Source organism: Cytobacillus sp. FSL R7-0696, from assembly GCF_038006865.1.
GTDB classification, from domain to species: Bacteria; Bacillota; Bacilli; order Bacillales; family Cytobacillaceae; genus Cytobacillus; species Cytobacillus kochii.
Window position 1 is genome coordinate 3994660 of the sequence record NZ_JBBOWA010000001.1, and the last position, 26324, is coordinate 4020983.

27 protein-coding genes and 1 pseudogene are annotated in these 26324 nt (G+C 36.2%); 21 read left to right on the forward strand and 7 right to left on the reverse strand.

All coding sequences use genetic code 11. The features are described from left to right. Positions 1–25: 25 nt before the first annotated feature. From thiW to MKX29_RS20455, 5 genes are all read left to right on the forward strand, one after another. On the forward strand, positions 26–547 hold the full coding sequence (gene thiW, locus MKX29_RS20435) for an energy coupling factor transporter S component ThiW (protein WP_095373195.1): 522 nt from the start codon (positions 26–28) through the stop codon (positions 545–547). Further along, on the forward strand, positions 516–1322 hold the full coding sequence (gene thiD / locus MKX29_RS20440) for a bifunctional hydroxymethylpyrimidine kinase/phosphomethylpyrimidine kinase (RefSeq protein WP_341107394.1): 807 nt from the start codon (positions 516–518) through the stop codon (positions 1320–1322). The genes thiW and thiD overlap by 32 nt, the downstream gene beginning before the upstream one ends. Beyond that, the gene (gene thiM, locus MKX29_RS20445; RefSeq protein WP_341107396.1) at positions 1322–2131 is read left to right on the forward strand and encodes a hydroxyethylthiazole kinase; all 810 of its coding nucleotides are present in this window, start codon (positions 1322–1324) and stop codon (positions 2129–2131) included. Before thiD ends, thiM begins: the two co-directional genes overlap by 1 nt. Then, positions 2131–2739: a thiamine phosphate synthase gene (thiE, locus tag MKX29_RS20450; protein ID WP_341107400.1), complete on the forward strand. Its 609-nt coding sequence runs from the start codon at positions 2131–2133 to the stop codon at positions 2737–2739. Before thiM ends, thiE begins: the two co-directional genes overlap by 1 nt. A gap of 145 nt (positions 2740–2884) precedes the next feature. After that, entirely contained in the window at positions 2885–3511 is a 627-nt protein-coding gene (locus tag MKX29_RS20455; protein ID WP_095373199.1) for an FMN-dependent NADH-azoreductase, read from the forward strand. A 356-nt stretch (positions 3512–3867) separates the two neighbouring features. Here MKX29_RS20455 and MKX29_RS20460 read toward each other — a convergent pair whose 3' ends face one another. Continuing rightward, positions 3868–4650, reverse strand: coding sequence for a hypothetical protein (locus MKX29_RS20460; protein ID WP_341107403.1), 783 nt, complete (start codon positions 4648–4650; stop codon positions 3868–3870). A 131-nt stretch (positions 4651–4781) separates the two neighbouring features. On the opposite strand from MKX29_RS20460, the gene pepF reads away from it, so the two are divergent. Together pepF and MKX29_RS20470 are read left to right on the forward strand one after the other, a co-directional pair. Further along, positions 4782–6572 carry an oligoendopeptidase F gene (gene pepF, locus MKX29_RS20465; RefSeq protein WP_341107405.1) on the forward strand — a complete coding sequence of 597 codons (1791 nt, stop codon included), beginning with the start codon at positions 4782–4784 and terminating at the stop codon, positions 6570–6572. A 60-nt stretch (positions 6573–6632) separates the two neighbouring features. Next, the gene (locus tag MKX29_RS20470) at positions 6633–7748 is read left to right on the forward strand and encodes an NAD(P)/FAD-dependent oxidoreductase (protein ID WP_341107409.1); all 1116 of its coding nucleotides are present in this window, start codon (positions 6633–6635) and stop codon (positions 7746–7748) included. Positions 7749–7819: 71 nt separating this feature from the next. On the opposite strand, the gene MKX29_RS20475 is transcribed toward MKX29_RS20470, so the two are convergent. Beyond that, positions 7820–8644: an aldo/keto reductase gene (locus MKX29_RS20475; protein ID WP_224936536.1), complete on the reverse strand. Its 825-nt coding sequence runs from the start codon at positions 8642–8644 to the stop codon at positions 7820–7822. Between the two features lie 181 nt (positions 8645–8825). Between MKX29_RS20475 and MKX29_RS20480 the strand changes: the two genes are divergently transcribed. Both MKX29_RS20480 and MKX29_RS20485 read left to right on the forward strand, forming a co-directional pair. Then, positions 8826–9506: an NAD-dependent epimerase/dehydratase family protein gene (locus MKX29_RS20480; RefSeq protein ID WP_095373204.1), complete on the forward strand. Its 681-nt coding sequence runs from the start codon at positions 8826–8828 to the stop codon at positions 9504–9506. Between the two features lie 29 nt (positions 9507–9535). Beyond that, on the forward strand, positions 9536–10360 hold the full coding sequence (locus tag MKX29_RS20485) for a 2OG-Fe(II) oxygenase (protein ID WP_224936651.1): 825 nt from the start codon (positions 9536–9538) through the stop codon (positions 10358–10360). 189 nt (positions 10361–10549) lie between these two features. Here MKX29_RS20485 and MKX29_RS20490 read toward each other — a convergent pair whose 3' ends face one another. From MKX29_RS20490 to MKX29_RS20500, 3 genes are all read right to left on the reverse strand, one after another. Further along, positions 10550–10951 carry a VOC family protein gene (locus tag MKX29_RS20490; protein WP_251161643.1) on the reverse strand — a complete coding sequence of 134 codons (402 nt, stop codon included), beginning with the start codon at positions 10949–10951 and terminating at the stop codon, positions 10550–10552. A gap of 549 nt (positions 10952–11500) precedes the next feature. Next, on the reverse strand, positions 11501–11683 hold the full coding sequence (locus MKX29_RS20495; RefSeq protein ID WP_224936534.1) for an SE1832 family protein: 183 nt from the start codon (positions 11681–11683) through the stop codon (positions 11501–11503). A gap of 301 nt (positions 11684–11984) precedes the next feature. After that, positions 11985–12740, reverse strand: coding sequence for a TraR/DksA C4-type zinc finger protein (locus tag MKX29_RS20500; protein ID WP_224936533.1), 756 nt, complete (start codon positions 12738–12740; stop codon positions 11985–11987). Between the two features lie 282 nt (positions 12741–13022). Here MKX29_RS20500 and MKX29_RS20505 point away from each other — a divergent pair, with 282 nt between their 5' ends. Further along, positions 13023–13796: an arylamine N-acetyltransferase family protein gene (locus tag MKX29_RS20505; RefSeq protein ID WP_341107412.1), complete on the forward strand. Its 774-nt coding sequence runs from the start codon at positions 13023–13025 to the stop codon at positions 13794–13796. 37 nt (positions 13797–13833) lie between these two features. Here the strand turns inward: MKX29_RS20505 and MKX29_RS20510 are convergent, their stop codons facing one another. Further along, the gene (locus tag MKX29_RS20510; RefSeq protein ID WP_095373211.1) at positions 13834–14076 is read right to left on the reverse strand and encodes a DUF1450 domain-containing protein; all 243 of its coding nucleotides are present in this window, start codon (positions 14074–14076) and stop codon (positions 13834–13836) included. Positions 14077–14205: 129 nt separating this feature from the next. Between MKX29_RS20510 and murB the strand changes: the two genes are divergently transcribed. From murB to MKX29_RS20540, 6 genes and pseudogenes are all read left to right on the forward strand, one after another. Beyond that, on the forward strand, positions 14206–15138 hold the full coding sequence (murB, locus tag MKX29_RS20515; protein ID WP_224936531.1) for a UDP-N-acetylmuramate dehydrogenase: 933 nt from the start codon (positions 14206–14208) through the stop codon (positions 15136–15138). Continuing rightward, complete coding sequence (locus MKX29_RS20520; RefSeq protein ID WP_224936530.1) at positions 15131–15616, forward strand: flavin reductase family protein; 486 nt, start codon at positions 15131–15133, stop codon at positions 15614–15616. Before murB ends, MKX29_RS20520 begins: the two co-directional genes overlap by 8 nt. 90 nt (positions 15617–15706) lie before the next feature. Further along, positions 15707–16484: pseudogene (locus MKX29_RS20525) on the forward strand (ABC transporter ATP-binding protein). Between the two features lie 423 nt (positions 16485–16907). Then, the gene (locus MKX29_RS20530) at positions 16908–18650 is read left to right on the forward strand and encodes an ABC transporter ATP-binding protein (RefSeq protein ID WP_341107415.1); all 1743 of its coding nucleotides are present in this window, start codon (positions 16908–16910) and stop codon (positions 18648–18650) included. Beyond that, the gene (locus MKX29_RS20535; RefSeq protein WP_095373215.1) at positions 18647–20383 is read left to right on the forward strand and encodes an ABC transporter ATP-binding protein; all 1737 of its coding nucleotides are present in this window, start codon (positions 18647–18649) and stop codon (positions 20381–20383) included. The genes MKX29_RS20530 and MKX29_RS20535 overlap by 4 nt, the downstream gene beginning before the upstream one ends. Before the next feature lie 163 nt (positions 20384–20546). Further along, positions 20547–20978, forward strand: coding sequence for a hypothetical protein (locus MKX29_RS20540; RefSeq protein WP_224936526.1), 432 nt, complete (start codon positions 20547–20549; stop codon positions 20976–20978). Between the two features lie 63 nt (positions 20979–21041). Here MKX29_RS20540 and MKX29_RS20545 read toward each other — a convergent pair whose 3' ends face one another. Continuing rightward, entirely contained in the window at positions 21042–21800 is a 759-nt protein-coding gene (locus MKX29_RS20545; RefSeq protein ID WP_341108326.1) for a 2-phosphosulfolactate phosphatase, read from the reverse strand. Between the two features lie 668 nt (positions 21801–22468). Here MKX29_RS20545 and MKX29_RS20550 point away from each other — a divergent pair. The 5 genes from MKX29_RS20550 (at position 22469) to MKX29_RS20570 (ending at position 26322) form a co-directional block, all read left to right on the forward strand. Beyond that, positions 22469–22858, forward strand: a complete 390-nt coding sequence (locus tag MKX29_RS20550) for a sporulation protein (RefSeq protein WP_341107418.1) — start codon at positions 22469–22471, stop codon at positions 22856–22858. Between the two features lie 181 nt (positions 22859–23039). Beyond that, the gene (gene rpmG, locus MKX29_RS20555) at positions 23040–23189 is read left to right on the forward strand and encodes a 50S ribosomal protein L33 (RefSeq protein WP_095373222.1); all 150 of its coding nucleotides are present in this window, start codon (positions 23040–23042) and stop codon (positions 23187–23189) included. 32 nt (positions 23190–23221) lie between these two features. Beyond that, complete coding sequence (gene rpsN / locus MKX29_RS20560) at positions 23222–23491, forward strand: 30S ribosomal protein S14 (RefSeq protein WP_095373223.1); 270 nt, start codon at positions 23222–23224, stop codon at positions 23489–23491. A gap of 101 nt (positions 23492–23592) precedes the next feature. Beyond that, positions 23593–24786, forward strand: coding sequence for a GTP-binding protein (locus tag MKX29_RS20565; protein WP_341107420.1), 1194 nt, complete (start codon positions 23593–23595; stop codon positions 24784–24786). Positions 24787–24999: 213 nt separating this feature from the next. Next, the gene (locus MKX29_RS20570; RefSeq protein WP_341107422.1) at positions 25000–26322 is read left to right on the forward strand and encodes a hemolysin family protein; all 1323 of its coding nucleotides are present in this window, start codon (positions 25000–25002) and stop codon (positions 26320–26322) included. Positions 26323–26324 lie beyond the last annotated feature (2 nt).

Genomic DNA, 26324 nt, shown 5'->3' on the forward strand with positions numbered 1-26324 from the left:
TTTTTATCGAAAGGAGGAAAGGTCTATGAATAAAATCCAAAAAATGACGATGACGGCAACGATTGCAGCCATCACTACTGTGTCGAGTAGTCTCATTTTTATTCCGATTGGAATAGCGAAAATTTTTCCGATTCAGCACTTGGCGAATGTATTATCTGCTGTACTTCTTGGACCATGGTATGCCGTTAGTCAAGCGTTTCTTTCATCTACATTGAGAAATATGATGGGGACAGGAAGTGTTTTTGCCTACCCCGGGAGTATGATTGGCGCATTACTTGCAGGGTTCCTTTATCAAAAAACGAAAAAAATTGGCTTCTCAGCACTAGGTGAAGTCGTTGGAACAGGAATGATAGGGGCAGTAGCGACTTATCCGATTAGTACATTACTTTTAGGACAAGAAGCCACCCTTTTCGGATTTCTACCAGCATTTATGGTGAGCTCGTTTACTGGAGCAATTTTAGGATATGGTTTATTAAGAGTATTAATAAAGAATAAAGCTATTGGAGGTTACATCAATGAAAACAGCATTAACGATCGCAGGTTCTGATTCAGGAGGAGGAGCTGGGATTCAAGCAGATCTTAAAACTTTTTCCGCCAATGGTGTGTTCGGCATGTCTGTCATTACGGCGATTACCGCTCAAAATACAGTAGAGGTACGATCGGTACAGGATATTGAAATCAATATTATAAAAGACCAAATAGAAGCTGTGTTTGATGATATCCAAGTTGATGCTGTCAAAATCGGGATGTTGTCATCTAGTGAGACTGTAAAAATCGTCGCAGACCGTTTAAATCATTATAGTCCAAAAGTGATTGTGTTAGATCCTGTTATGGTTTCGAAAGGTGGACATCATCTTTTAAAGGAACAAGCTATTGAGGCATTAAAAGCGAAGATGTTACCACTTGCGACTGTAATTACGCCAAACATTCCTGAGGCTGAAGTACTTTCGGGTATGACGATTCGCACGGTTGAAGACATGGAGCAAGCTTGTAAAAAGTTATATGAATTAGGGCCAAAAGCCGTCTTATTAAAAGGTGGACATTTAGAAGGAGAACCGAATGACTTATTATGGGATGGTCAAAGTTTCAACTGGTTTAATGGTAGAAGAGTAGAGACAAAAAACACCCATGGTACAGGTTGCACTCTCTCATCTGCCATTGCTGCCGGGTTAGCAAAAGGGGAAGAACTTATTGAGGCCATACAGTCTGCGAAAAATTATATTTCCATAGCGATTGAGCATAGCCTAGCACTCGGTCATGGGCATGGTCCGACAAATCATTTTTATGAGTTATACAACAAAGCAAAGATGGAGGAAAGATAATGGCGATTTCAAGTGAAGCAGTTGAGAGAGTCTTTCAGCAGTTACAAGAACAAACCCCACTCATTCATCATTTAACAAATACAGTAACTATTAATGATTGTGCCAATGTGACCCTAGCAATGGGCGGTTCACCTGTTATGGCCACCCAACTCTTAGAAGTAGAAGAAATGGCTATGATGGCAGATGGGCTCGTAATTAATTTTGGTACTATTAATGATGCAATGTTTGCGGCGATGATTAAAGCTGGACAAACAGCCAATCAAAAAGGGATTCCAGTAATATTTGATCCAGTGGGTGTTGGTGCAACCACTTATCGCACAAATAAGGCAAAGGAGTTAATTAGCACAATAAAAGTGTCCATTATTCGTAGCAATGCTTCTGAAATTTCAGCTCTTATTGGTAAGAATACAAAAACGCGTGGTGTTGATGCAGGGGCAATTGAAATGGCACCTGAAGCACTTGCAAAGGAGGCAGCCGAAGTTCTAAACTGTCTCATTGTTATTAGTGGGAAAGAAGACGTCATTACAGATGGTAGGCAATTCGTTGTGATTGATAATGGAGATTCCCTTTTGACGAAGGTAACTGGAACTGGCTGCATGACAGCTTCATTAGTAGCAACTGCTGCTGCTGTTTCAGAAAATTGGTTTGACGGGGCTGTTATTGGTATGGCTACTATGAGTCTAGCAGGGGAAATCGCAGCAAAGAGCTTACATGCCGGTGAAGGGTTAGGTTCATTTCGAGTGAAGCTAATGGATACGATTAGTACAATGAATGCAGCCACTTGGCTAGAAGGAGTGAGGCAAAACTAATGGATTACCGTTTATATTTAGTCACAGATGATAAAATAGCAAACAATGAATTATATGATATTGTTCGAAGTGGTGTAAAAGGTGGTGTGACCATCGTTCAATTAAGAGAGAAGACAGCGGATGGTCAACCCTTTTATGAAAAGGCGAAAACATTACAATCTATATTAAAGCCATTGGATATTCCACTGATTATTAATGATAGAGTAGACATCGCTTTAGCGGTAGGTGCAGCAGGTGTGCATGTGGGACAAGATGATCTGCCATGTGCTGTCGTTAGAAAGATTGTTCCTGATGATATGGTAGTTGGTATCTCTGTATCTAATGTAGAAGAAGCGAAACTTGCTCAAGAACAAGGAGCAAATTATGTTGGAATAGGTTCGGTGTTTCCGACAATTTCTAAATCTGATGCTGATTTATTAGCACCAGGTATGCTCGAGGAAATCATTGCAGCGATTGATATTCCTGCTGTCGCTATTGGTGGTATTCAACTAGAAAACATAAAAATGCTTAAAAATCGAGGGTTAGCAGGTGTTTCTGTTGTCTCAGCAATTAGTAAATCTAAAAATCCAGAAAAGTCAGCTCGAGATTTACTTCAATTATTCCTTTAGACCTAAAAAATATCATAAGTGTAGTTAAAGAGAACTTATTCCATTGACAAGATACTATTAATATACTAAAATTACTTTTGGTTCGAGATATTTCATTTTAGTGTATTTCGGATAAATTATTACGACATTCGGAGGTCTTCACATAATGGCAAAAGTTCTATTTGTAAACGCAAGTGATCGTCCAGTTGAAGCTGGAATTTCTGTAAAAATGTATCATGCATTTTTACAATCATATAAAGAATCAAATCCATCAGATGATATTACGGAATTGAATCTTTTTGAAGAAAACATGCCTTACTATGGTAATGATGCAATCAATGGTACTTTTAAAAAGAACCAAGGGTTGGAATTAACTGCTGCAGAAGAAAAGGGTGCGGCGTTAGTTGAGAAGTATTTAAATCAGTTCTTTGATGCTGATAAAATCGTTTTCGCATTCCCACTTTGGAATTCAACTGTACCAGCTCCATTGATCAGCTATGTTTCTTACTTAGCTCAAGCAGGTAAAATGTTTAAATATACTGCTGAAGGTCCAGTAGGATTTGCTGGCGACAAGAAAGTGATGCTTTTAAACGCTAGAGGTTCTGATTATTCACTAGAAGGTATGGCTGCTGGCGAAATGGCAGTTAACTTAGTAAAAACAATTATCAGCCTTTGGGGCATTACTTCTCCTTCAGAAGTTGTGATTGAAGGACATAACCAATACCCAGATCGTACACAAGATATTATTGAAGAAGGATTACAAAACGTAGCTAAAGCTGCTGCTCAATTCTAATTCGATACGAAAGCATCTCTATATTTTAGTAGAGGTGCTTTTTTTGTCTAAAGGAAGTTCTAAAAGTTGTATTGAGGAAGTCACGGTCGCTCATTCTTTGCGTAAACCTTGAATAAACTTGATTATTATCACAAAACTCGATGATGTGTAAAGAGGTTAGGATTCAAAACAGGAAGACATTTTAAACAAGCTAAATAGATAAAAACGTATTCGCAGTTAAATAGATATATTTTAACTACAAACATGAATGATGGCTGAGGAACTATTTGTCGAATCAGTACCCATTTGTTACGAAAGATTACTTGCGTATCTTAAAGTAGAACAAAACAGAGTGAGGAATGGCCTCACTCTGTTTGTTATTGTTTTTCAATTTTTGAAGGATTGTTTATTTTATAAGGAACTGCTTCTTCTACTTTATGCTCTTCATCGACATCGTCTTGGGCTTTTGGTAATTTCTTTTTGACGATTTTGCCATTAAAGGAAAGTTTGTTTCCGATAGCTAATTCTTGTTTTTTTAATGTTTTAGAGTGACTGCACCAAGCTAGTCCAATAGGTAAAGGATCGTCTTGATGAATTACAACCTCATCGAGCACAATGACTTCATCATGGTCCTCAGTGAAATGATTATAGCTTAGCGCAAATTGCTTCACAATTGCTGAGAAAGCCACCTTATCTTCAGGAAGTTGGATTTTTTTAGCTGCTTCTTTTTTCTTTGTTTTTGTTTTTGTAGCTGTGGTTTTCGGCGGTGTTGGCGCTTGCTCTTTTGTTTTTTCGTCGGCCTGTTTTTCTTCTATTTGTGCGGTGTTCGGTTGTCCAGCAGCATCAAAAGCTTCTTTACCAAAGTTGCCCGCTTGCATTTCTTTTAAATAAGCGGGATGAATGCAACTTAGTTTTCCATCTTGGAACTTGATTACAATGGTGTAATGATCATCTTCTTCACCGTATGCTTGATAGCCGACAATTTCTACTTTGCGTTGATGGGTTTTTTGTTTAAACCAAAACGCTTTCTTGGCAGGCAGCTTCCATTCTTTTAACTTAGTTTCGTATTCTTCTTCAGATTCAAACGGTTGAATCTCACCTTGAGGTGGGAGATAATTAGTTTGATTCGCATCCTCGATATGAGGTAATGTAATAGCCATGATTGGATCTCCTTTCCTTTTTTCCATTATTAATTACTATAAAAAGGTTTAAGAATGGCGAAATAGAATATATTTAGTTAATATAACGCATATGAGCAAAAAAATGAACTATTTAAGGAGTGTTAAAAATTATGACGGCCTATTCTAGTCGAAAAGAGATTCCCGTAGAAGAAACTTGGAATGTCACTGATATTTATAGTGAGGAGTCTGAGTGGCAAAAGGATTATGATTCCATTCAGTCATTAGCGCAGGAGTTAGCTGGGTTCGAGGGGGAAATAAGCGATGGACAAAGTTTATTTCAATTTCTGAGGAAGCAGGAAGATTTATCTTATTTGTTTGGTAAAGTCTATGCTTATGCGATGTTACAATCAGATGTTGATACAAGGGATAGTCGTGCTCAAAGTTTATTAGATCAATCGAAACAACTAAGTGTAAAAGTGAGTAGTGCAACTTCTTTCTTTATGCCGTTTTTACTTAGCTTAGATGAAGCGACATTAAAAGCTTATATTAAAGAAGAAGAAGGGCTGCAATATTTTGAAGAAGACTTACTCGAATCGTTTCGTTATAAAGCGCATGTGCTCTCAACTGAGCAAGAAAGTTTATTATCACAACTCGGTGAATCGCTTTCTGCACCATCAAATACATATAATATGATTAATAATGCTGATATTGAGTTTGGACTCGTAACAAAAGATAATGGTGAAAAAGTAGAACTTACACGAGGAATGTATGCGAAATTAATTGAAAGTGATGATCGAGAAAAGCGGAAAGAAGCGTATAAGGCGTATTATAAGCCTTATGTACAACTTAAAAATACAATCGGCTCGACTTTATCAGCAGCAATCAAGAATAATGTTACAACCACAAGAATAAGGCAGTATCCTTCTGCATTAGAAAAAGCATTATTTGGTGATAATGTTCCGAAAGAGGTTTACCATAATCTAATTCAGTCCACAAGAGACCATTTGCAAACGATGCACAAATATACAGCATTAAGAAAAGAGTTATTGCAGTTAGATGAATTAAGACAATATGATTTAAGTGCCCAGCTTGTGAAAGATGTCGATATGCAGATTCCATATGAAGAGGCATTTGCGACGATGTGTAAAGCGTTAGCGCCACTAGGGGAAGAGTATATTTCTACATTGCAATCGTTTAAAGAACATCGTTATATTGATGTAAGAGAAACGAAAGGAAAGCGCTCGGGTGCTTATAATATGGGCGTATATGGTGTACACCCTTATATTCTTTTAAATCATCGTGATGATCTTGATAGTATGTTTACACTTGCGCATGAATGTGGCCACGGTGTTCATAGTAAATGGAGTGCCCAGCATCAGCCGCAAATTACGGCAGGCTACAGTATTTTCGTCGCTGAAGTGGCATCAACTGTAAATGAGGTACTTTTAATAAAATATTTACTTGATCACGAAACCAATGAAGACGTCAAACGACATTTACTTAATCATTTTATTGATCAGTTTAAAGGCACTTTCTTTACACAAGTTATGTTCAGTGAATTCGAATGGAAAACGCATCAATTAGCAGAAGAAGGTAAAACGTTAAATACAGAAGTATTTAATGGCATTTATGAGCAGCTATTTAAAGATTATCATGGGGAAAGCCTTGTGTTAGATGAAGAGGTGAAATATGGTTGGTCAAGAATTCCGCATTTTTATCGACCATTTTACGTATATAAGTATGCGACAGGTTATGCTTCAGCCATTCAATTAGCAACGAAGATTTATAATGGCGATGAGGAAACATTAAAGACTTATCTTGAATTCCTAAAAAGCGGAAGTTCAGAATTTCCATTAGACTTATTAAAAAATACAGGTGTGGATTTAACGACGTCAAAACCGATTGACGAAGCGTTACAAACGTTTGAAGAGCTTGTGGAAGAGTTCGCAAGCTTAAGCTAGAACGAAAAAAGACGGAAAGCATATTGCCTTTCGTCTTTTATCCATGATGGAGGAAAAAATATGCAACAAATGATAGTGATTGGAGCAGGCATACTAGGTGCATCTACGGCTTACCATTTAGCGAAAGCAGGTTTTAAGGTGACGGTGATCGATCGGCAAGATGCAGGGCAAGCAACAGAAGCAGCTGCGGGTATCGTCTGCCCATGGTTGTCACAACGTCGAAACAAAGCGTGGTATCAGCTTGCTAAAGGGGGAGCAAAGTATTATCAACAATTAATTCCAGCACTTGAAGCAGAAACTGATCAAGACACCGGTTATAAAAAAGTAGGTGCGATTAGTCTACATCACGACGAAACAAAAATTGAAAAGATGATAGAAAGGGCGATAAAAAGGCGAGAAGATGCACCAGAAATCGGTGAAATCAAAAGCTATAATCAAGAAAAAACGAGAGACGCCTTTCCGCCACTGTCGCACGATTTTCAATCTGTATATGTGAGTGGAGCGGCTAGAGTAGATGGGCGTAAACTTAGGAAGGCGCTGCTTAAAGCCGCCGAACTATATGGCGCAGATATCATCCATGGTGAAGCTTTTTTAGTAAGTGAAAATGGTCAACTAGAAGGGGTAAAGGTGAATGGAGAGCTATTACATGCAGATAAAATCATCGTAACCGCCGGCGTTTGGGCAAGGGAATTATTAGAGCCAATAGGGCTCAACTTTCAAGTTAGTGCTCAAAAAGCACAAATTGCCCATCTTCACGTACCTGATTCAGACACATCTGAATGGTCTGTGGTTCAGCCGCCAACAAATCATTATTTACTCTCTTTTGAAGATGGTAAAGTCGTTGTTGGTGCGACACATGAGGATGAACATCCGTTTAATACGAATGTGACAGCGGGGGGCGTGCTTGAAGTATTATCTAAAGCGTTGACTGTGGCCCCTGGTTTACAAGCAGCAACTCTTGTTGAGACAAAAGTGGGATTTAGACCGTTTACACCTGGTTTTTTACCCGTTATAGGTCAAGTTCCTGGGTACGAGAAACTATATGCTGCCAATGGTTTAGGAGCATCTGGATTAACATCTGGTCCGTATTTAGGTGCGCAATTAGCAAAGCTTGTAATTGGCGAGGAATTAGATATTGATATAGCCCTATATAATATTAATGACGCCTTTAGGTAATAAAAAAAGAGGGAGGTGCAAATATAAGAATATTATAGCACTTACCTCTTTATCCTATTGATGAAAGAATATTAGCGAACATTCATATCCGATGGATCTGGGCCTTTTCTTTCATTGCGATTAAGTTTATTAATGGTTTCCATTTGTGCTTGCGAAAGCTCAAAATCAAAGACATCGAAGTTTTCTTTAATTCTAGAAGGTGTAACTGACTTAGGAATAACAATTGTATCGTTCTGCAAATGCCAACGAAGAACTACTTGGGCAGGTGTTTTTCCTACTGAATTGGCTATTTCTTTAATTGAATCAAGTTGTAATACTTCCCCGCCTTGTTGTAAAGGGCTCCATGCCTCAACATAAATATCATGTTTGTTACAAAATTCCTTTAATTCGTTTTGTGATAAATAGGGGTGACATTCTACTTGATTTAAGACAGGTTTGACTGAACACTCATTTAATATACGTTCTAAATGTTCAATATGAAAATTGCAGACGCCGATCGCTTTTACACGACCATCTTTATATAATTTCTCTAGTGCTTTATATGTATCTACATAAGTATCGAATTGTGGTGTTGGCCAATGAACCAAGTACAAATCAACATAATCTAATCCTAACTTTTCTAGACTTTCGTCAAACGCTTTTAATGTCTGTTCATATCCTTGATCCGTATTCCAAACTTTTGTCGTAATGAATAGATCTTCTCTAGCAATACCAGCGTTTTTAATGGCTTTGCCGACACCTTCTTCATTTTGATAAATCATCGCTGTATCAATGGAACGATACCCAACTTCAATGGCTGTTTGCACAGCAGCGGTTGCTTCCTCATTTTGCACTTGCCAAACACCAAAGCCAAGTTGGGGCATTTCTACTCCATTGTTTAAAGTAATTGTATTCATGTAGTACCTCCTTTAATGTTATGGTCATATTATGGCATATGATGTAATTTTTGCAAAAAGAAAAGCTTCGTGACTAGAAAAAAACAATAAATGCACAATAATTCAAACTTTTTGTTTTTATCTGTACCCGTTTCCATGTATCATAGAATGAAAGGAAAAAATATAGAAGGATGGTTTAAAGATGGGAAAGACTGCGCTGATAGCAGGTGCAACAGGCCTAGTTGGGCAAGAATTATTAAAATTATTACTACAAGATTCGTATGAGAAAGTGATTGCTATTGTTAGAACACCGCTTCATATGAAACATGAAAAATTGATTGAATTAGTCATTGACTTTGATTATTTAGAAGAATATGCCGAACATTTTTGTGTTGATCACGTTTATTGCTGTTTAGGAACGACCATTAAAAAAGCAAAAACAAAAGAGAAAATGATTAAAGTAGATGTAGATTATCCTTATACGATGGCAAAGTTAGCGAAGAGTCATGAGGTTGAACATTTTGTCATTATAAGTTCTATCAACGCAAATGCCCGTTCTAAATTGTTCTATCCAAGGATTAAGGGCTTACTAGAAGATAAACTAAAAACATTGTCATTACCTGCGTTATCGATTGTAAGGCCTTCATTGTTAATGGGTGAACGATTAGAAAAGCGTAGAGGGGAACTGGCGGGTAAAAAGCTGTATCAACTTTTGTCGCCATTATTGAATGACGAGAAAAAAATGAAATATGCCATTGAAGCCAAGCATGTTGCTCAAGCAATGAAATGTATCACTGATATGGAGAAGCAAGGTGTTTGTATTTATTCTTCAGAGCAACTAATGAAGATTGTTCAGTCTCAACAAAACATATTGTCAAAATAGGGGAGGAGTTGACGTCTGTTTTGGAAAAAATGAAAACTATTTCAAATGAACTACAAGATTGGATTATTGATACATTAAAACAAGGAGTAAGTCCATTAGCTATTACGAATGGTCTGATTAAAAAAGGATTTGATGCTAGGTTTGCCTATGAGACAATGTTTGAAATTGCGTTTGCCAGTTCAGATATTAAAGGTGCCTCAACTTATCAATATGAACCTGTCTATTTAAATGAACAACCTCATACCATTGTGGTAGATAATCAAATGGTGTTTGTTCGCTCTAACTTTATAAAACCAACGATTATCCAACTAGACCATGTATTATCAGATGAGGAATGTGATTTTCTCATTGAACGGGCGAAAAGCCGCCTTCAGCCATCTAAAGTCATAGATGCGAATTCTGGAGCAGAAAAAGCCGCTGCTGGTAGAACGAGCAAAGGGATGTATTTTAAGCTTCAAGAAGATGATTTTATTGCTCGAATTGAAAAACGAATCAGTTTGCTGACCTCTTATCCAATTGAAAATGGGGAAGGTTTGCAAGTATTGCATTATGAAGTCGGTGATGAATATAAGTCTCACTTTGATTTTTTTCCGGAAAACCGTGTAGACAATCGTAAAGGCGGCCAAAGAATAGCGACGATGCTAATCTATTTGAATGATGTCGAATCAGGCGGTGAAACGATATTTCCAAAGATTAATGCTTCATTTACCCCTAAGAAAGGATCTGCTGTCTTTTTTCACTATAGTAATTCTCTAGGTGAAGTCGATCGCAAATCATTACATTCAAGTTTACCGGTACAAAGAGGAGAAAAGTGGGTGGCAACCAAATGGATTAGACAAAAAAGGATTGATTAAAAGCGTGGTGATGATATAAATGTGGGTGCTGTTTTTTATCATTGTTTTTTTATGTAGTATAGCTTTTTGGATTGATAGAAAAAGGAGGCATCATCCATATTTGCCTCCTACTAATGTAAATATGAGAGAAGATAAAAATGTGATGATGGGTGATAACAAGTATTTAAATGGTGGAGAATGAAGATGAAACTATGTTGCGGGTGCAACAATTTCAACCTTCATCCGGTCTGGATCTTCAAAATAAACAGCATAATGCCCTGTACCACCAGCGAAGGGGTGCTTATCTTCATAGAGAATTGTAACATGATTTTCTCTTAATTTTTCTGTAATCACATCAACCTGCTCTCGTGACTGTGCATGAAAAGCTAAATGATTAAGGCCAACACGACAACGATGATAGGGAATGTCTAAATATTTCTCTTCTGCTTGTACAATGACTAAATAACTGTTCTCTATTTTCCAACTTTGTCCGTACTTCCATGTTTGAAAACGACTGTAACCCAGCTCTGTTAGTAATGCATCCCAAAAAGCTACACTACGTGAAAGTTCTGACACATACAATTCTATATGATGAATCATTCCTTTAGACATTGGTAATGCCTCCTTAGCTTGCCTCATTAATCACTTGATTCCACAGAGAATGCTCATCTTCATCCACCTTTTTAGTTAACTTATACGGTATCAATAGCAACATCATCTTGTAGAAAAGTTACGGTGTTACTGCATAATAATCGATTAGACCGTTATGTATTTGAACTTCTTCTAATTGCGAGCTTTCTATATCCGTTATAAGGGGTAACTAAATTTAATGAGCAGGTTTCGATTAACACCCCTATTTTTTGTCTTTGTTAGAAATCCAATCGGAAGGGCAACAAGTGGTTTTTTTTCTACTATCCTTTTACAACCACAAAGTTTCTCATTATAAGATTGCTGTCACAAGATATCAAATCAGCGTTCTGTTGACACTCTGTTAAATAGAATGTGAAGGCAAAAATATGAAAATAAAATTATTTTTTAGTGCAAGTCATGTGTTCATCAACTCAGGAAACATCCCCCCAAATAAATTGGGGGAAGCCTTCATTATCACTATATAGACCAGGCGGCAAATCAACAGGCCGTTTCACACCTGCAGTCAGCGTATTATTTCTCAAGCTCAGCTTTTAAATGATTAAGCCTTTGTAGTTCTTCTTCAATTTCTTTCATTCGTAATTCTTGTTTCTCAACTGAACGTCCAAATGACTCTAACTTTTCGATATCATCTTGTAAGCGCATATAGTCCATTTTTAACTCTGCTAATTGGTTTTCAATTTCCTTTAATGTCATTTACTCTCCCCACCTATGTATATAATCCTTTTTAGTTTAACGTATATCTTCACTGGTTACTAGTAAATGGAGACATAATGAAGACGCTTCTGCATATAGATGGAGTAAGGGAAACGTAAGTCTTTACTTCTTAGATAAACCGGAGGAATGAACTTCACCATTTATGGAGGAGGATGATTCCGATCGAAGCCGATGTCTTGATTCAATTACTCGTGTTAATTGTCATGATGATCGATCTCGCCAAAGAAGAGAAGTAAAGCAGTGAATAATAAAAAGCGAGACGCTATAGTCTCGCTTTTTATTATTGCTCATCTTCTTTGTTTTCTACATAAGGTTCTTCTTCATAAGCTTTTAAATCACCGAAAGTAGTCATAATGCCTTCTTCATCAAGTGCTTCTTCATAAGCACGTAACTGTTTAGTGTCAAAAATTTGAATGTTTTTGCCATCGATATCCGTTCCCACACTATTCTCGAACTCTTCTGTATAGCCAACATTTTCACCGGAATTAAGATACATTTTTTCATAATCTGTTGGGGCATCGTATAAATCTGACGGTCCATCTGAATTCCCCCATTTTGCAACAGATTGCCAGCTATCTTCTTCATCAAAACCGTTATTATCATCATGTGGTACCTCGACATCGGCATTAATGACTTCTTCTTCTATTGGTCTGTACTCATTTAAGTTCTGTTGTTGACTATGTTCAATGCAAGTTGTTGCTGTTGGCAATGCCTCAAGTCGGCTTACGGGAATCTCTTTTTGACAAACTTGACACACTCCATAAGTTCCTTTTTCTATAGCAGTAAGAGCTGTGCGAATTTCATCAACTTCATCTCTATAATGATCGTCTATGGCTAGGTCCTTTTCTCTTTCGTATAATTCAGTCGCAGAATCAGCTGGATGATTATCGTAATTAGATAATTCGCCTGAAAAACCAACATTATTTTGTTCCTCATGGAGTCCGAAATGATGATTTTGCTCTATTTGTTGTTCATTTTCGTTTAAAGATTGTGTTAACAATTTTTTAAAATGATGTAGTTGTTCAGCAGATAACATAATGAAGTCCTCCTATCTTTGTTGCTTATATTGTCAGCGGTTTGTCTCTTTATTATGTAAGGTTTATTCAAAGTGATTTGTGTTTCATGTGTTTGGTTTTTTAAGGAATAAAATAGTAGGCAATCTGTGATAGGTGGGATGATTAATTTTCTTATTAAATACTCCTCAGTAATTGAAAGAATCAGAAAGATACCTTGTGCTCGCCAATTTTATGCAGATTCATTTATGAGATAGGCGAAGCGTGTTATAGTAGAGTGAAGTTATACCAAAGGATGATGAACAATGACAGACTTGACAATGAAGTTCAAAGAGAAAATTCATTTTCAAGAAAAGATTACATTTAATAATTTGGACGAAGTTCTAAGAAAAACAACAAATATCTTCCCGTTTGAAAACACGAGTATTATGGCGAGAAGCACAACACCTATTACAAAAGAATTAATTGAAGAAACTTGTTTAAACAATGGATTTGGTGGTGTTTGTTATCATTTGAACCCTTTGCTTTTTTATGTATTAAAAGATGAAGGATTAGATGTAAAATTAGTAAAAGGGAATGTCTATGATCACAGTAAACAAACATGGTCAAGTACTGGGGACACGCATGTATGTATCATTCTCACTAAAGAAAATAAACCTTTCTTAGTAGATACAGGTTTTGGCAATAATTTACCTTTAAAAGCTGTACCGTTAGACGGTGAAGAAGTCAAATCAGCGAACGGTTTTTTTAGAATCACATACAATAACGATGAATATATTTTAAATATGAAAAAAAACGGTGTACATGATTGGAAAACAGGGTATAAATTCTCTTTGGCAAACACTATACAATCAGAAGATGAATTAACGACCATACAAGACACCATTATCCATAGTGAATCCTCACCTTTTAATAAGGGTTATCTATTCACATCTATTAGAGAATATGAAACGATTACGTTGACAGAAAGTTCCTATACCCTAAATGTAGGGGGGAATATAACGAAAAGAAAAGTAACAACAGCTGAATTTTTACAATTAGCTAAAGATCTATTTGGGATTACAATAAAAAATAAATAAAAAACTGGAGCCTTTATTAGGCTCCAGTGCGAATGAATTATGCGAACAATGCCAGTTCCTCTTCTATTTTAATGCGTATATTTTCAATGCATTCCGGCAAGTCTTTTCCAAATATCCTTTGTCCGTTTACGAGCGCATATGGTCTCATTTTGCAAAGACCACATAAGTTTTGACAATCATAGCTCATAACAGCTACTTCGGGATATTTTTCTAATAGTGCTTGCAACGCTTCTTCTGACAAGAGGTTCATGTCGCAAATTTCTAGTAATATTAAACCCATGGTTATCACACTTTCTTTCGTCTCACAAAGTACTAGATAAATACATGATTTCATGTTATTTTATTTTTATACCTTTCAGTATAAAAATGCATTGACTTTTTGTAAAGCATAACAGATTGGAGTAAAAAAATGAACATCAAAGAAACATTACGTCAGCTATTAACGAATAGTGATATCTATCATCAAGAGCCGATGTCAAAACATACATATATACAGGTTGGTGGCGAGGCGGAAATTTTCGTGCAGCCAAGAAATACTGAAGACGCACAAAAGGTTGTAAAATTTGCCTTCGATAAAAAGATTCCTCTAACCTTACTTGGAAAAGGAGCAAATGTCATTATTAGTGATCATGGTTTACCTGGAATTGTGTTAAACCTGAATCATTTTAACGATATTGCTGTTAATGAAAAACAAATAACAGCAGGTAGTGGCGCTGAAATTATTCATGTTTCTCGTACTGCTTATGAACACGGACTAGATGGGTTAGCGTTCGCATGCGGGATCCCAGGAAGTGTAGGCGGTGCGGTATTTATGAATGCAGGGGCATACGGTGGTGAAATCTCGAATGTATTAACAAAGGTCATTGCTTTAAATACGGAAGGTGAGTTATTAACGCTAACACCAGAAGACTTTGATTTTGCTTACCGTACAAGTGCATTTGCTAAGAAAAAGCTAATTGTATTAGAAGCGACATTCACGCTACAAAAAGGAAATCAAGCAGACATAAAAGCAAAGATGGATGAATTTACCTTTGCGAGAGAATCGAAACAACCACTAGAGTATCCTTCTTGTGGTAGTGTCTTTAAACGACCTCCGGGATACTTCGCTGGGAAGTTGATTCAAGATAGCGGCTTACAGGGCTTAACGGTTGGGGGCGCGCAAGTGTCGACGAAACATGCAGGTTTTATGGTGAATATGAATGAAGCGACTGCTAGTGATTATATTCAGCTCATTCATCTTGTACAAGAAAAGGTCTTTGCCAATTTTGGTGTGAAGCTAGAAAGAGAAGTACAAATTTTAGGGGATTATGAGGAGAATGAAAGGGGAAAGAATCATGAGTAAAACAGATTTATTTAAAGAAGTCATGGGTAATTACCCTACTGGTGTCACTGTTGTCACAATGATGGACGAAGAAGGCACCCCTATCGGTTTAACGGTGAATTCATTCGCTTCTGTTTCATTAGATCCAATGTTATTATTGTGGTCAATTGATAAAAGAGTATCTTCTTATGAGAAGTTCACGCAAACGAAAAAATTTGCTGTCCATGTATTAGCTCATGATCAAGCAGAAGTTTGTTCATTATTTGCTTCAAAAGGTCTTGATCGTTTTAAAAATACTGATTGGTCTGAATCAGCCAATGGATTGCCAATTATTGCTGATTGCGCTGGTGTATTTCAATGCGAGATGCATGACACAATTGAAGCTGGCGACCACAGTATTTTAGTGGGAAAAGTAATTGATATAGAAAGCAATAAAAAAGAACCGTTATTATATCATAAGCGTAAATTCGCAGGTATCCCTGACAGTTTTTATGAGTGAAATGAATAATTTACATAAACAGGACGGACAAAAGCCAAAAGCACCGTTCTGTTTTTTTATTATATAGTTTAGTTTTTAGGGAGGGTAAAGATGGATACAGTGCTTCAAATAGAAAATGTCTACTGGTCAAGAAATCAAGAGCTCATCCTAAAAAATATGAATTGGCAAGTAAATAATGGGGATCATTGGGCAGTGCTTGGTTTAAATGGTTCAGGAAAGACCACATTATTAAATATGATTATGGGCTATATTTGGCCAACTAGTGGACAAATATCAGTATTGGGTCATACATACGGAAAAGTAGACTTACAGCAAGTAAGGCAATCCATTGGATGGGTATCCTCTTCTTTTCAAGAGAAGATTCGTCCATACGAGCGAGTACAAGATATTATTGTAAGTGGGAAATACGCATCTATCGGACTTTATGACGAACCTTCAATGGATTGAAGAAGCAAATGAATGGTTAGAGCAATTCCATTTAATCCAATTACAGAATGAAACTTATCAAACTTGCTCTCAAGGTGAGAAACAAAAAATATTAATCGCTCGTGCCCTAATGGCCCATCCAAAATTGCTCATTCTTGATGAACCAACAACGGGACTAGATTTTGTTTCTCGTGAACAGCTGCTGGATTCAATTGCTCGTATCTCAAAACAAAAAGAAGCACCGACCATTATTTTCGTTACCCATCATATTGAAGAAATCATTCCGATTTTCAATAAATCTCTATTAATCAAAGACGGTACGGTATTTAAAAGTGGAAATACATCTGAGTTACTTACGAGTGAAACATTAACTGATTTTTTTGGCATAACAGTTGAAGTAGACAGGCATTCAAAAAGAATGTCTTTGAAAAAAACATATTGACACAAATATGAAAATAGTGGTAATATTCAAAAGACGCTATTTACAAATGAGAGGAGGTAAGGACGATGAAAGCAAGAGTGAAGGCATTCATGAAAACAAATTCATATTCGTCCCTACCTTTTTTTCGATAATGCTTTATTCTTTTAATGAATGGAGGTATGGCAACACGTTCATACCTTAGAAGAGAAATGCGGCCTCTTTATGGGGACCGCATTTTCTTTTTTTGGAGAAGAAAATAGGGGAGATAAACAGAGACTTGCCATGTAAATTTCCGTGCAAGTCGAGTTTTTCTAATAGATAGTTGAATAAAGATAAGGGGATGTTAAAGATGAACAGAAAACAAAGAATATTATTATTAAAAAATCAGCGTATAGGTTGTGGGTAGAGGAAACAGACAGCAAGAGAGGAAAGGTTGTGTAATAAATGTTTGATGTGTTAAAGAAACTCGGTTGGTTTTTTAAAAAATACAAAAAGCAATACGGTATCGCCGTTCTATTATTGATGTTAGCTACTGTATTAGAAATTATTCCACCGTACTTAATTGGGGTCATTATTGATTACATTACAGAAGGTGAAATGACACGTGATTTACTTATTCAGTATGTAGCGGTCTTCTTAGGTATTATTATTTTTAGCTATATGTTAAATTTCTTTTGGCAATACGGTCTATTCGAAGGATCCGTCAACTTGCAACGATTAATGCGGCGGAAATTAATGAGCCAATTTCTGTGTATGACACCGACTTTTTATGAAAAAAATCGCACCGGAGATCTTATGGCCAGGGCGACCAATGATTTGAATGCCGTCTCGTTAACCGCAGGATTTGGGATTATGACGTTGATTGACTCTACTTTCTTTCTCGGTGGTATTATCTTAGCGATGGGCTTCATGATCTCGTGGGAACTTACTTTTTTCGCCATGTTACCTGTCCCAGTTATGGCCATATTAATTCAATATTATGGCAAACTTGTCCATGAAAGGTATATGAGAGCACAAGATGCTTTTGGCGAGATGAATGATAGTGTTTTAGAATCCGTCTCTGGTGTGAGAGTTATTCGCGCCTATGTGCAAGAGAAGGCAGATGAACAACGGTTTGCTGATATGAGTGAAGATGTTTTTGAGAAAAATATGCATACCGCCAAGATAAATGCTTTATTCAATCCAATCACAACAATTGGAACTGGTATTAGTTATATTGTCGCACTCGGTTATGGATCAGTGTTAGTGGCTAATGGAGACTTATCTGTTGGGCAACTAGTTACCTTTAATGTTTATTTAGGATTAGCGGTTTGGCCAATCTTTGCTATTGGTGAGTTAATCAATGTGATGCAACAAGGGAACGCTTCTTTAGACAGAGTGCAAGAGACATTAAATTATGAAGCGGATATCATGCCGCCAACAAAACCTTTAGCAGTCGATAAGCCCCATATTTTACAATTCCAAGAGGTAACCTTTCAATATCCTACGAGTAAAGTCGTTAACCTCTCAAATATTAATTTAAGCTTAAGAAGTGGTGAAACGTTAGGAATTGTGGGTAAAACAGGCGCAGGGAAAACGACCTTTATTCGCCAATTGTTGAGGGAGTATCCTTTAGGAGAAGGAGGAATATCTATTGATGATATCGACCTTTCCCAACAGACGAAAGAACAAGTATTAGATTGGATTGGCTATGTACCACAAAGTCACGTGCTTTTTTCTCGAACAATTAAAGAAAATATATTATTCGGTAAAGAAGATGCCACAGACGAAGAAATAGAAAAAGCGATTGATTTGGCTGCTTTTACAAAAGATTTAGCTTATCTTCCGCTCGGGTTAAATACGTTAGTAGGTGAAAAAGGTGTTTCCTTATCAGGGGGACAAAAGCAGCGGGTATCGATTGCTCGCGCATTAATTAAAGATCCTGATATTTTAATATTAGATGATTCCTTATCTGCTGTAGATGCAAAAACAGAGTCTGCAATTATTAGCAATATTCAAAGCGAAAGAGCGGGAAAAACGACAATTATTACAACACATCGTTTATCAGGTATTCAACACGCAGATCAAATTATTGTTTTAGATAATGGTGTGATTACACAAGTAGGTACACATGATGATTTAATTAATGAAGACGGTTGGTATAAAGAACAGTATGTACGCCAACAGCTAGAGGGGGCCAATTCATGAGCACAGGCAAACAATTATTATCGTATGCGCTAAGGTTTAAAGGCACCATTTTACTCGGGTTGTTATTTCTATCCATTGCAGTGTTCACTGACCTAGCGGGCCCCTTTATTGCTAAACATATCATTGATAATCATATGACAGTCGGCCAATTTGACTTTACACCAATTCTATACTTACTCATTCTATATTTCTCGTTATCAATTTGTACGGCTATTTTCCGTTATTTTATGTATTTACAATTACAAAAGGGTTCAAATAGAATTATTCAAGCATTAAGAAAAGATGTATTCAAGCATATTCAAACATTACCAATTGGTTTTTTTGATCAATTACCATCTGGTAAAATTGTTGCAAGAGTGACAAATGATACAGAGGCAATAAGAAACTTATTTGTGCAAGTACTTTCGAGTTTTGCTACGAGTGCCATTTCTATAACTGGTGTCTATATTGCCCTATTCATTTTGAACTGGAAAATGGCTTTAATCGCACTCGTTATGATACCAATCGTTTATATTTGGATGATTCTATATAGAAAGTATGCTTCACAGTATAATGACGTGATCCGAACAAAAATTGCTGATATTAATGCAATGATCAATGAATCCATTCAAGGGATGACTATTATTCAAGCTTTCCGTCGAGAAAAACAAATGACGAAAGAGTTTGATGAAATGAATGAAGAACATTATCAATATGAGAGAAAGCTAATTATTCTTGATTCTGCGACTTCTCATAACCTTGTAAATACGTTAAGGCTACTGTTATTTACATGTTTTATCATTTATTTTGGGACACAATCATTTAGTGGTACACAAATAGTGACAGCTGGAACACTATATGCGTTTGTTGACTATTTAACAAGACTTTTTAATCCGATTACAAATATTGTGAATCAATTTTCGCAAATGGAGCGTTCACTTGTAGCCGGGAATCGTGTATTTGAAGTTTTAGCATTAAAAGGTGAGAAGGTATCTAATGAAAAGATACCAAAATATAAAGGGCATGTGGTGTTTGATCAAGTATCCTTCGCATATAAAGAACCTGATTTTGTTTTAAAGGATATTTCATTCCAAGCGAAAAAGGGAGAAACGATTGCGCTCGTGGGTCATACAGGTTCAGGAAAAAGCTCGATTATGAACTTATTATTTCGCTTTTATGATCCAACAATCGGTAAAATTTATATTGATGGAGTGGATATTACGACGATACCACGACAAACGATTCGTGAACATATGGGGATAGTTTTACAAGACCCGTATCTTTTTACAGGGACTATTGCTTCGAATGTAAGTTTAAATCAACCTAATATTACAAGAGAAAGAGTGGAGCATGCGATTCAGTCAGTTGGTGCTGATCGAGTGCTATCACATTTAGAAAAAGGGATAGATGAACCGGTAATTGAAAAAGGAAGTACTTTGTCTTCCGGTCAAAGACAATTAATCTCGTTTGCACGGGCGCTCGCTTTCGATCCAGCGATCCTAATCCTCGATGAAGCAACATCAAATATCGATACAGAAACGGAAGAAATTATTCAAAACGCGATGAATGTTCTAAAACAAGGAAGAACCACTTTTATCATCGCTCATAGACTGTCTACAATTAAAAATGCTGATCGCATTTTGGTGCTTGATAAAGGTGAAATCAAAGAACAAGGCAGTCACGAAGAGCTCATTGCAGCAGGTGGCATATACGAACAAATGTACGAGATGCAAGCGAAATCTTTACAAGCATAAGAAGAAAAAACCAATCTGAGTATAAATCTTAGATTGGTTTTTTCATTTAACTAATAAATTAAATGAACTATGTTCCAAATATTCAATAGGAAAGAAAATAATAAATGCACAATTAAGAGTAAAAAAAATCTTGAGGGAAAAGTTAATAACAGAGGTGATTAAGATGAAAAAAATGTTGATCTTACTTTCTTTCGCACTATTACTATCATTTGTTTCAACAGCTTCTGCACAAGGACTTCCTCAAGTGGAATTGTTTGATGTGGAAGTCAACGACGTTGTAAAAAAGCGACCCCCTAATGAACAAATACAACAAGAAGCAACATCTATTCTTCAATCAATCAATGGGATATATGTGAAAATTAATCCTATGCCTAAAGACGGCTATATGGTTCGTATTCCGTTGGCACCATCATTGACCGTAAAAAACAAATGGTTTAATGATTTTATCAACGAAATGGTATTAATTATTCCTGAAGAAGAAGAGCCTTATATTATGTTATTAGATGACGAAAATCATCCCCACTTCCTCATAGCACAACGAGATTTCTACCAAATAGTGACACTTATAATTGGCGAATCAAACAGCTTAAGATGAAGATGACAAGATTAAAAGCTACCAAAGAAGAAGCAATTGTGAACATTATTGTGGATTGCTTCTTCATGTCGTTGTTGTATACTCAGAAAAATGTTGGTTTTTTAATATAGGAACGGTTTGATAAATATTTAAACGGCTACAATGCTTCACATCTTTTTCAAACCCTCTTTCTCTTAATTCTATTCCACTTGTACAATCCCATATTAATCTACTAAGTGTTGACTTTGAATGCTGAAAAGCGCCAATACACACTTGCACCTCAGCTGATTGCTTTCCTTCTATCCTAGAAAGGATGGCACCAGCCCCTAAGTAGTCTTCCATTGCAGGACGAAGGGAGTCTTCAAATTCTTTCACGCCATTCCATACTTCTCCACAAGGAACAACAGTAATATTAGCGTTTAATGAAGCGGATATTTGACTTGCAGCTGATGCCACTGCAGAAGCGTTTAATAAAGAGCCAATGAATAAAGCTGGTATATGGGAGGCAATCCAAGTACAAAAGGCACCATTTAAAGAACTCAAAACATATTTTTGCCTATCATGTGAGTGATTAAATGTAACAGGTGATAAAGTGGGTGCATCTAATCTCGCTGCCTCAGCTCTCCCAAGAATATATTGCGCTCCCAATGATTGTGCGTATGCTTTGCCATTTAAATGAGGGGGATAGGGATATATGATTGCTCCATAATTTAAACCCGTTACAACTGTAGAAGAAAAACTGAGGACATCAACAATAATCACAATATCTCCTCGATTTGCTGCTTCTCTTGCACCACGTTTTCCCCATTCTATCTGACATTCAGGTAAGTATGAAATGATTATTCTCCTCTTTTCTAAAAGCCTTTATTTTGCTGCATTTGCGGTTAAATAGTTTAAGATAACATTTTTCATTGTTACTAGTTGATGATGCGCAGGTAATTCCGGTTCAATTATATTCGTTTTGCTTTGTACAGCAAGTTTAAGTGTTATATCAATACAGTTTAAGATAAGAAACAATTCCTGCTGCTTTGTTATTCCATGGTTCGGTGCTAAATCTCATGCATCTTTTAATGCAACTAAAATACTTACTATAGTTATTTTTGAACGATAAAAATGAATCCGTCATAATGTACCTACTGACGAATGTAAAAACACAGTAAATTTTATAAAAGCACACGTTTTTATCTTGTCAAAGGTAGATGCGCATTATATAATTTAAAGAACTATAACGTTGCACTTTATCTTTTGGTTAATTACCTGAAGAAATGTTAGACAATTGTAACGTTTCACTTTCAAAAAGGGAGTAATGGAATTGATTAATTGTTTAGTAAAATGCGTTACTGATTGAAAGCTTATAATTCTAAGGTGAAAAGAAGGATAAATAATTTTAAAAAATAATTATGTAAAAAAATTCTTTACCATTATTTCTATCATATACTATTATAGTTTAGTACGATTACAAACAACAGTTATTAAACAATATATAAGAAGGTATAGGTGACATAGCTAGAATGCTTAAAAAATATGCTCTAAAAATGGGTATAGGAATGAAGAAAATTCATTTATCTACTAATGAAGAAGAATATAAAGAAGGCCATATTATTGAAGGTGGCATAAAATTTTTTGGTGGTCTCATCCCACAGAAGATTAGAAGATATGATATTGATCTGATTGCTTGCAACCAAGAAAATGATAAAGAAGAAATTGTGAGATCTCACTCTGTATTTTGTTCGATTCCTGTCCAACCGAATGAGCAGAAAGAAACAGTATTTACATTGGAAATTCCCTCAGCAAATGAGATGAATGCTAAAGATAATGATTATTATATTCAAGCCAACTTTATGCTCGATCATAAATTAGAGCAATCAGTAAGAGTTGCAGTGAAAATTAGCCCAAATTAGCCCATTAGCAACTATGTAAATTAAATAATCAAAGGATAGAGCGATCATACAATATGATGGCTCTTTTTTTATAAAGGAATAAAAAACGCTTGCAAATCGTAATGATTACGTTTTATACTATGGGATGTAATATCTGATTGTTTTTAGTTTTTATAATAGGAAACGGGAAGGAGATAAAAAATTGAGAGTTAAAATCACACTAGCTTGCACAGAGACGGGTGATAGAAATTACATTACTTCAAAGAATAAAAGAAATCATCCAGATAGAATTGAACTGATGAAATATTGTCCGCGGTTAAAGAGAAAAACTTTGCATAGGGAAACAAAGTAGAGAATGTAGAAATAGAAAAGGAATGGTGAAAGTTGGCTAAGAAATCTAAAATAGCAAAAGAAAAGAAACGGCAAGAATTAGTGAAAAAATATGCAGAAATTCGGAAGGAACTGAAAGAAAAAGGTGACATTCAAGGTATTAGAAAACTACCGAGAGATTCGTCCCCGACAAGGTTAAAAAACAGATGCGAAATAACCGGAAGACCTAGAGGTTATCTTAGAAAATTTAAGATGTCTCGTATAGCTTTTCGCGAATATGCACATAAAGGTCAAATACCAGGTGTTAAAAAATCGAGTTGGTAATCCACTATCCTTATTAGATGGGAGTATATAAACGAAAGATAAGAAGAGTATTTTTTTAATTCATAAATCGTAATCATTTTGATTTATAGGGGTGTTTAACAATGAAAAAAATTCCAGTGACCGTTCTTAGTGGTTATCTAGGTTCCGGTAAGACAACATTATTAAATCATATATTAAATAATAGAAACGGTTTAAAAGTAGCAGTCATTGTAAATGACATGAGTGAAGTAAACATCGATAGTGAACTTGTTCGAAAACAAGGAAACTTTTCTCGAACAGAGGAAAAATTGGTGGAGATGTCAAATGGATGTATATGCTGCACTCTTCGAGAAGACTTACTTATAGAAGTTGAACGATTAGCTAAACAGGGTGAAGTAGATTACATACTGATTGAATCTTCAGGTATTAGCGAACCTGTCCCTGTAGCACAAACCTTTTCTTATATCGATGAAGAAATGAATATAGATTTAACTCGGTTTTGTAAATTAGATACGATGGTAACGGTGGTTGATGCGAATAGATTTTGGCATGATTTTGAATCAGGAGACACATTATTAGAACGAAAGGAGGCAGTTGGGGAAGAAGATGATAGAAATATCGCTGATTTACTCATTGACCAGATTGAATTTTGCGATGTGCTTATATTAAATAAGTGTGATCTAGTAAATGATATAGCCCTTGATAAATTAGAAAAAGTGATTAGAACACTGCAGCCACAAGCGAAGATTATTCGTACGGTAAATAGTGAAGTAAATCCGAAAGAAATTTTAAATACTGGGCTTTTCGATTTTGACGAAGCCAGTCAATCTGCAGGTTGGTTACAAGAGCTCTCGATCGGTCCTTCTGATCATACGCCTGAAACAGAAGAGTATGGCATTTCATCCTTTGTCTATTACCGAAAATACCCTTTCCATACTGAACGTTTTAATACTTGGTGTCAAAAAATGCCATCACAAATAGTTAGATCAAAAGGGATTGTTTGGTGCGCGAGCAGAAACAACTTAGCTATATTAATGTCACAAGCTGGTCCTTCTGTAATGATGCAGCCCATATCCTATTGGGTAGCATCACTACCAGAGAAGGAAAAAGATGAGACCTTAAAGGAAAACCCTAATTTGTTAGATGATTGGGATGTGGAATTTGGTGATCGTCATACTAAACTTGTGTTTATTGGAATGGATATTGATGTAGATTTAATAACAAAAGAATTAGATGACTGCTTGTTATCACCAAGTGAGTATGATGCCAAGTGGGATGAACTGCCAGATCCATTTAGCTGGACAATCAATAGTTAGATAAATCGGTCCAGTTATAAAATATGTTAATGTTGTCGAGGAAAGAAAAATTATTTTCTTTCCTCGTTTTTATTTTTAATAGGAGTTTTCATAGATACTGTTACGCATTTTAGCCTTTGGTATTAGAGGTTAACTAATCATTACAAATGCATGAGTACATGATATTAGAATGGACACATTAATAAAATACAATTTCAATACTGGTGGTGTCTTATGGATCTGATTACAATATTAAATTTACTACTATTGGCCTTCTTGATCTTTGCGACCGGTTTTTTTGTGGCAGCTGAATTTGCTGTTGTCAAACTAAGAATGTCACGGATTGATCAGCTGATTGATGAGGGGAATAAAAAAGCAATGACTGTCAAGAGGGTAGCAGATAACTTAGATTATAATTTATCAGCTTGCCAACTGGGGATTACCGTAACAGCTTTAGGACTTGGTTCCCTTGGTAAGCCAACCGTTGAGAAGATATTATATCCTGTTTTTGATTGGTTAAATCTTTCACAATCATTATCATCAGTTCTTTCATATGCCATTGCCTTTATTTTAGTAACAATTCTACATGTAGTTGTCGGTGAAATGGCACCTAAGACCTTAGCGATTCAATTTGCCGAAAAAATGAGCTTATTATTAGCGCCCCCTCTTTACTGGTTCGGAAAAATCATGTTTCCTTTCATTTGGTTACTCAATGGAACATCACGTGTGATATTACGTATGTTTGGCGTGCCGGCAAAAGCAAAAGAAGACTCATATACGGAAGAAGAATTGAAAATTGTCATGACCCAAAGTTATAAAGGCGGTGAAATCAACCAAACCGAACTCGAGTATATGGAAAATATTTTCTCCTTTGATGAAAGGGTGGCCAAAGATATCATGGTTCCCAGAATTAATATGGCTGTGTTCGAGCAGAACATGACAAGGGAAGAAATTGCGCAAATGATGATTGAGCATCATTTTACAAGATATCCTGTGATAGAAGACACAAAGGATCAAGTGATCGGCATCGTTAATGTTAAAAAAATGTTGACCAAGATGGCAGGCAAAAGGGAATATCACTTGGCTGATTTTATTCAACCTATTCCGTTTATTTTAGAAACAACAAAAATATACGACGCATTCATCAAAATGCAAAAAATCGGTGTTCACATGGCGATAGTTGTGGATGAATACGGTGGTACCTCTGGTTTACTTACGATAGAAGATATTTTAGAAGAAATTGTTGGTGAAATTCGCGATGAATTTGACGAAGAGGAAGTCGAAGAAATTGAGTATCGTGCACCTAACAAATACTGTATCTCTGGACGCGTTTTATTGGCTGATTTAGAAGAAAAATTCGGGATGACATTCGCAAATAGTGATCAAATTGATACATTAGGTGGTTGGATTCATCAAAAATTAGCGGGCATGGCAAAAAAGGGAGATGTCGTGGAAGAAAACGGTCTCACTTGGACAGTAATGAAAGTAAAACAACTACAAATCCAAAGAGTACAATTAGAAGGACTTCATATTGGAGGTGAACCCAAAGGGGATTGAGA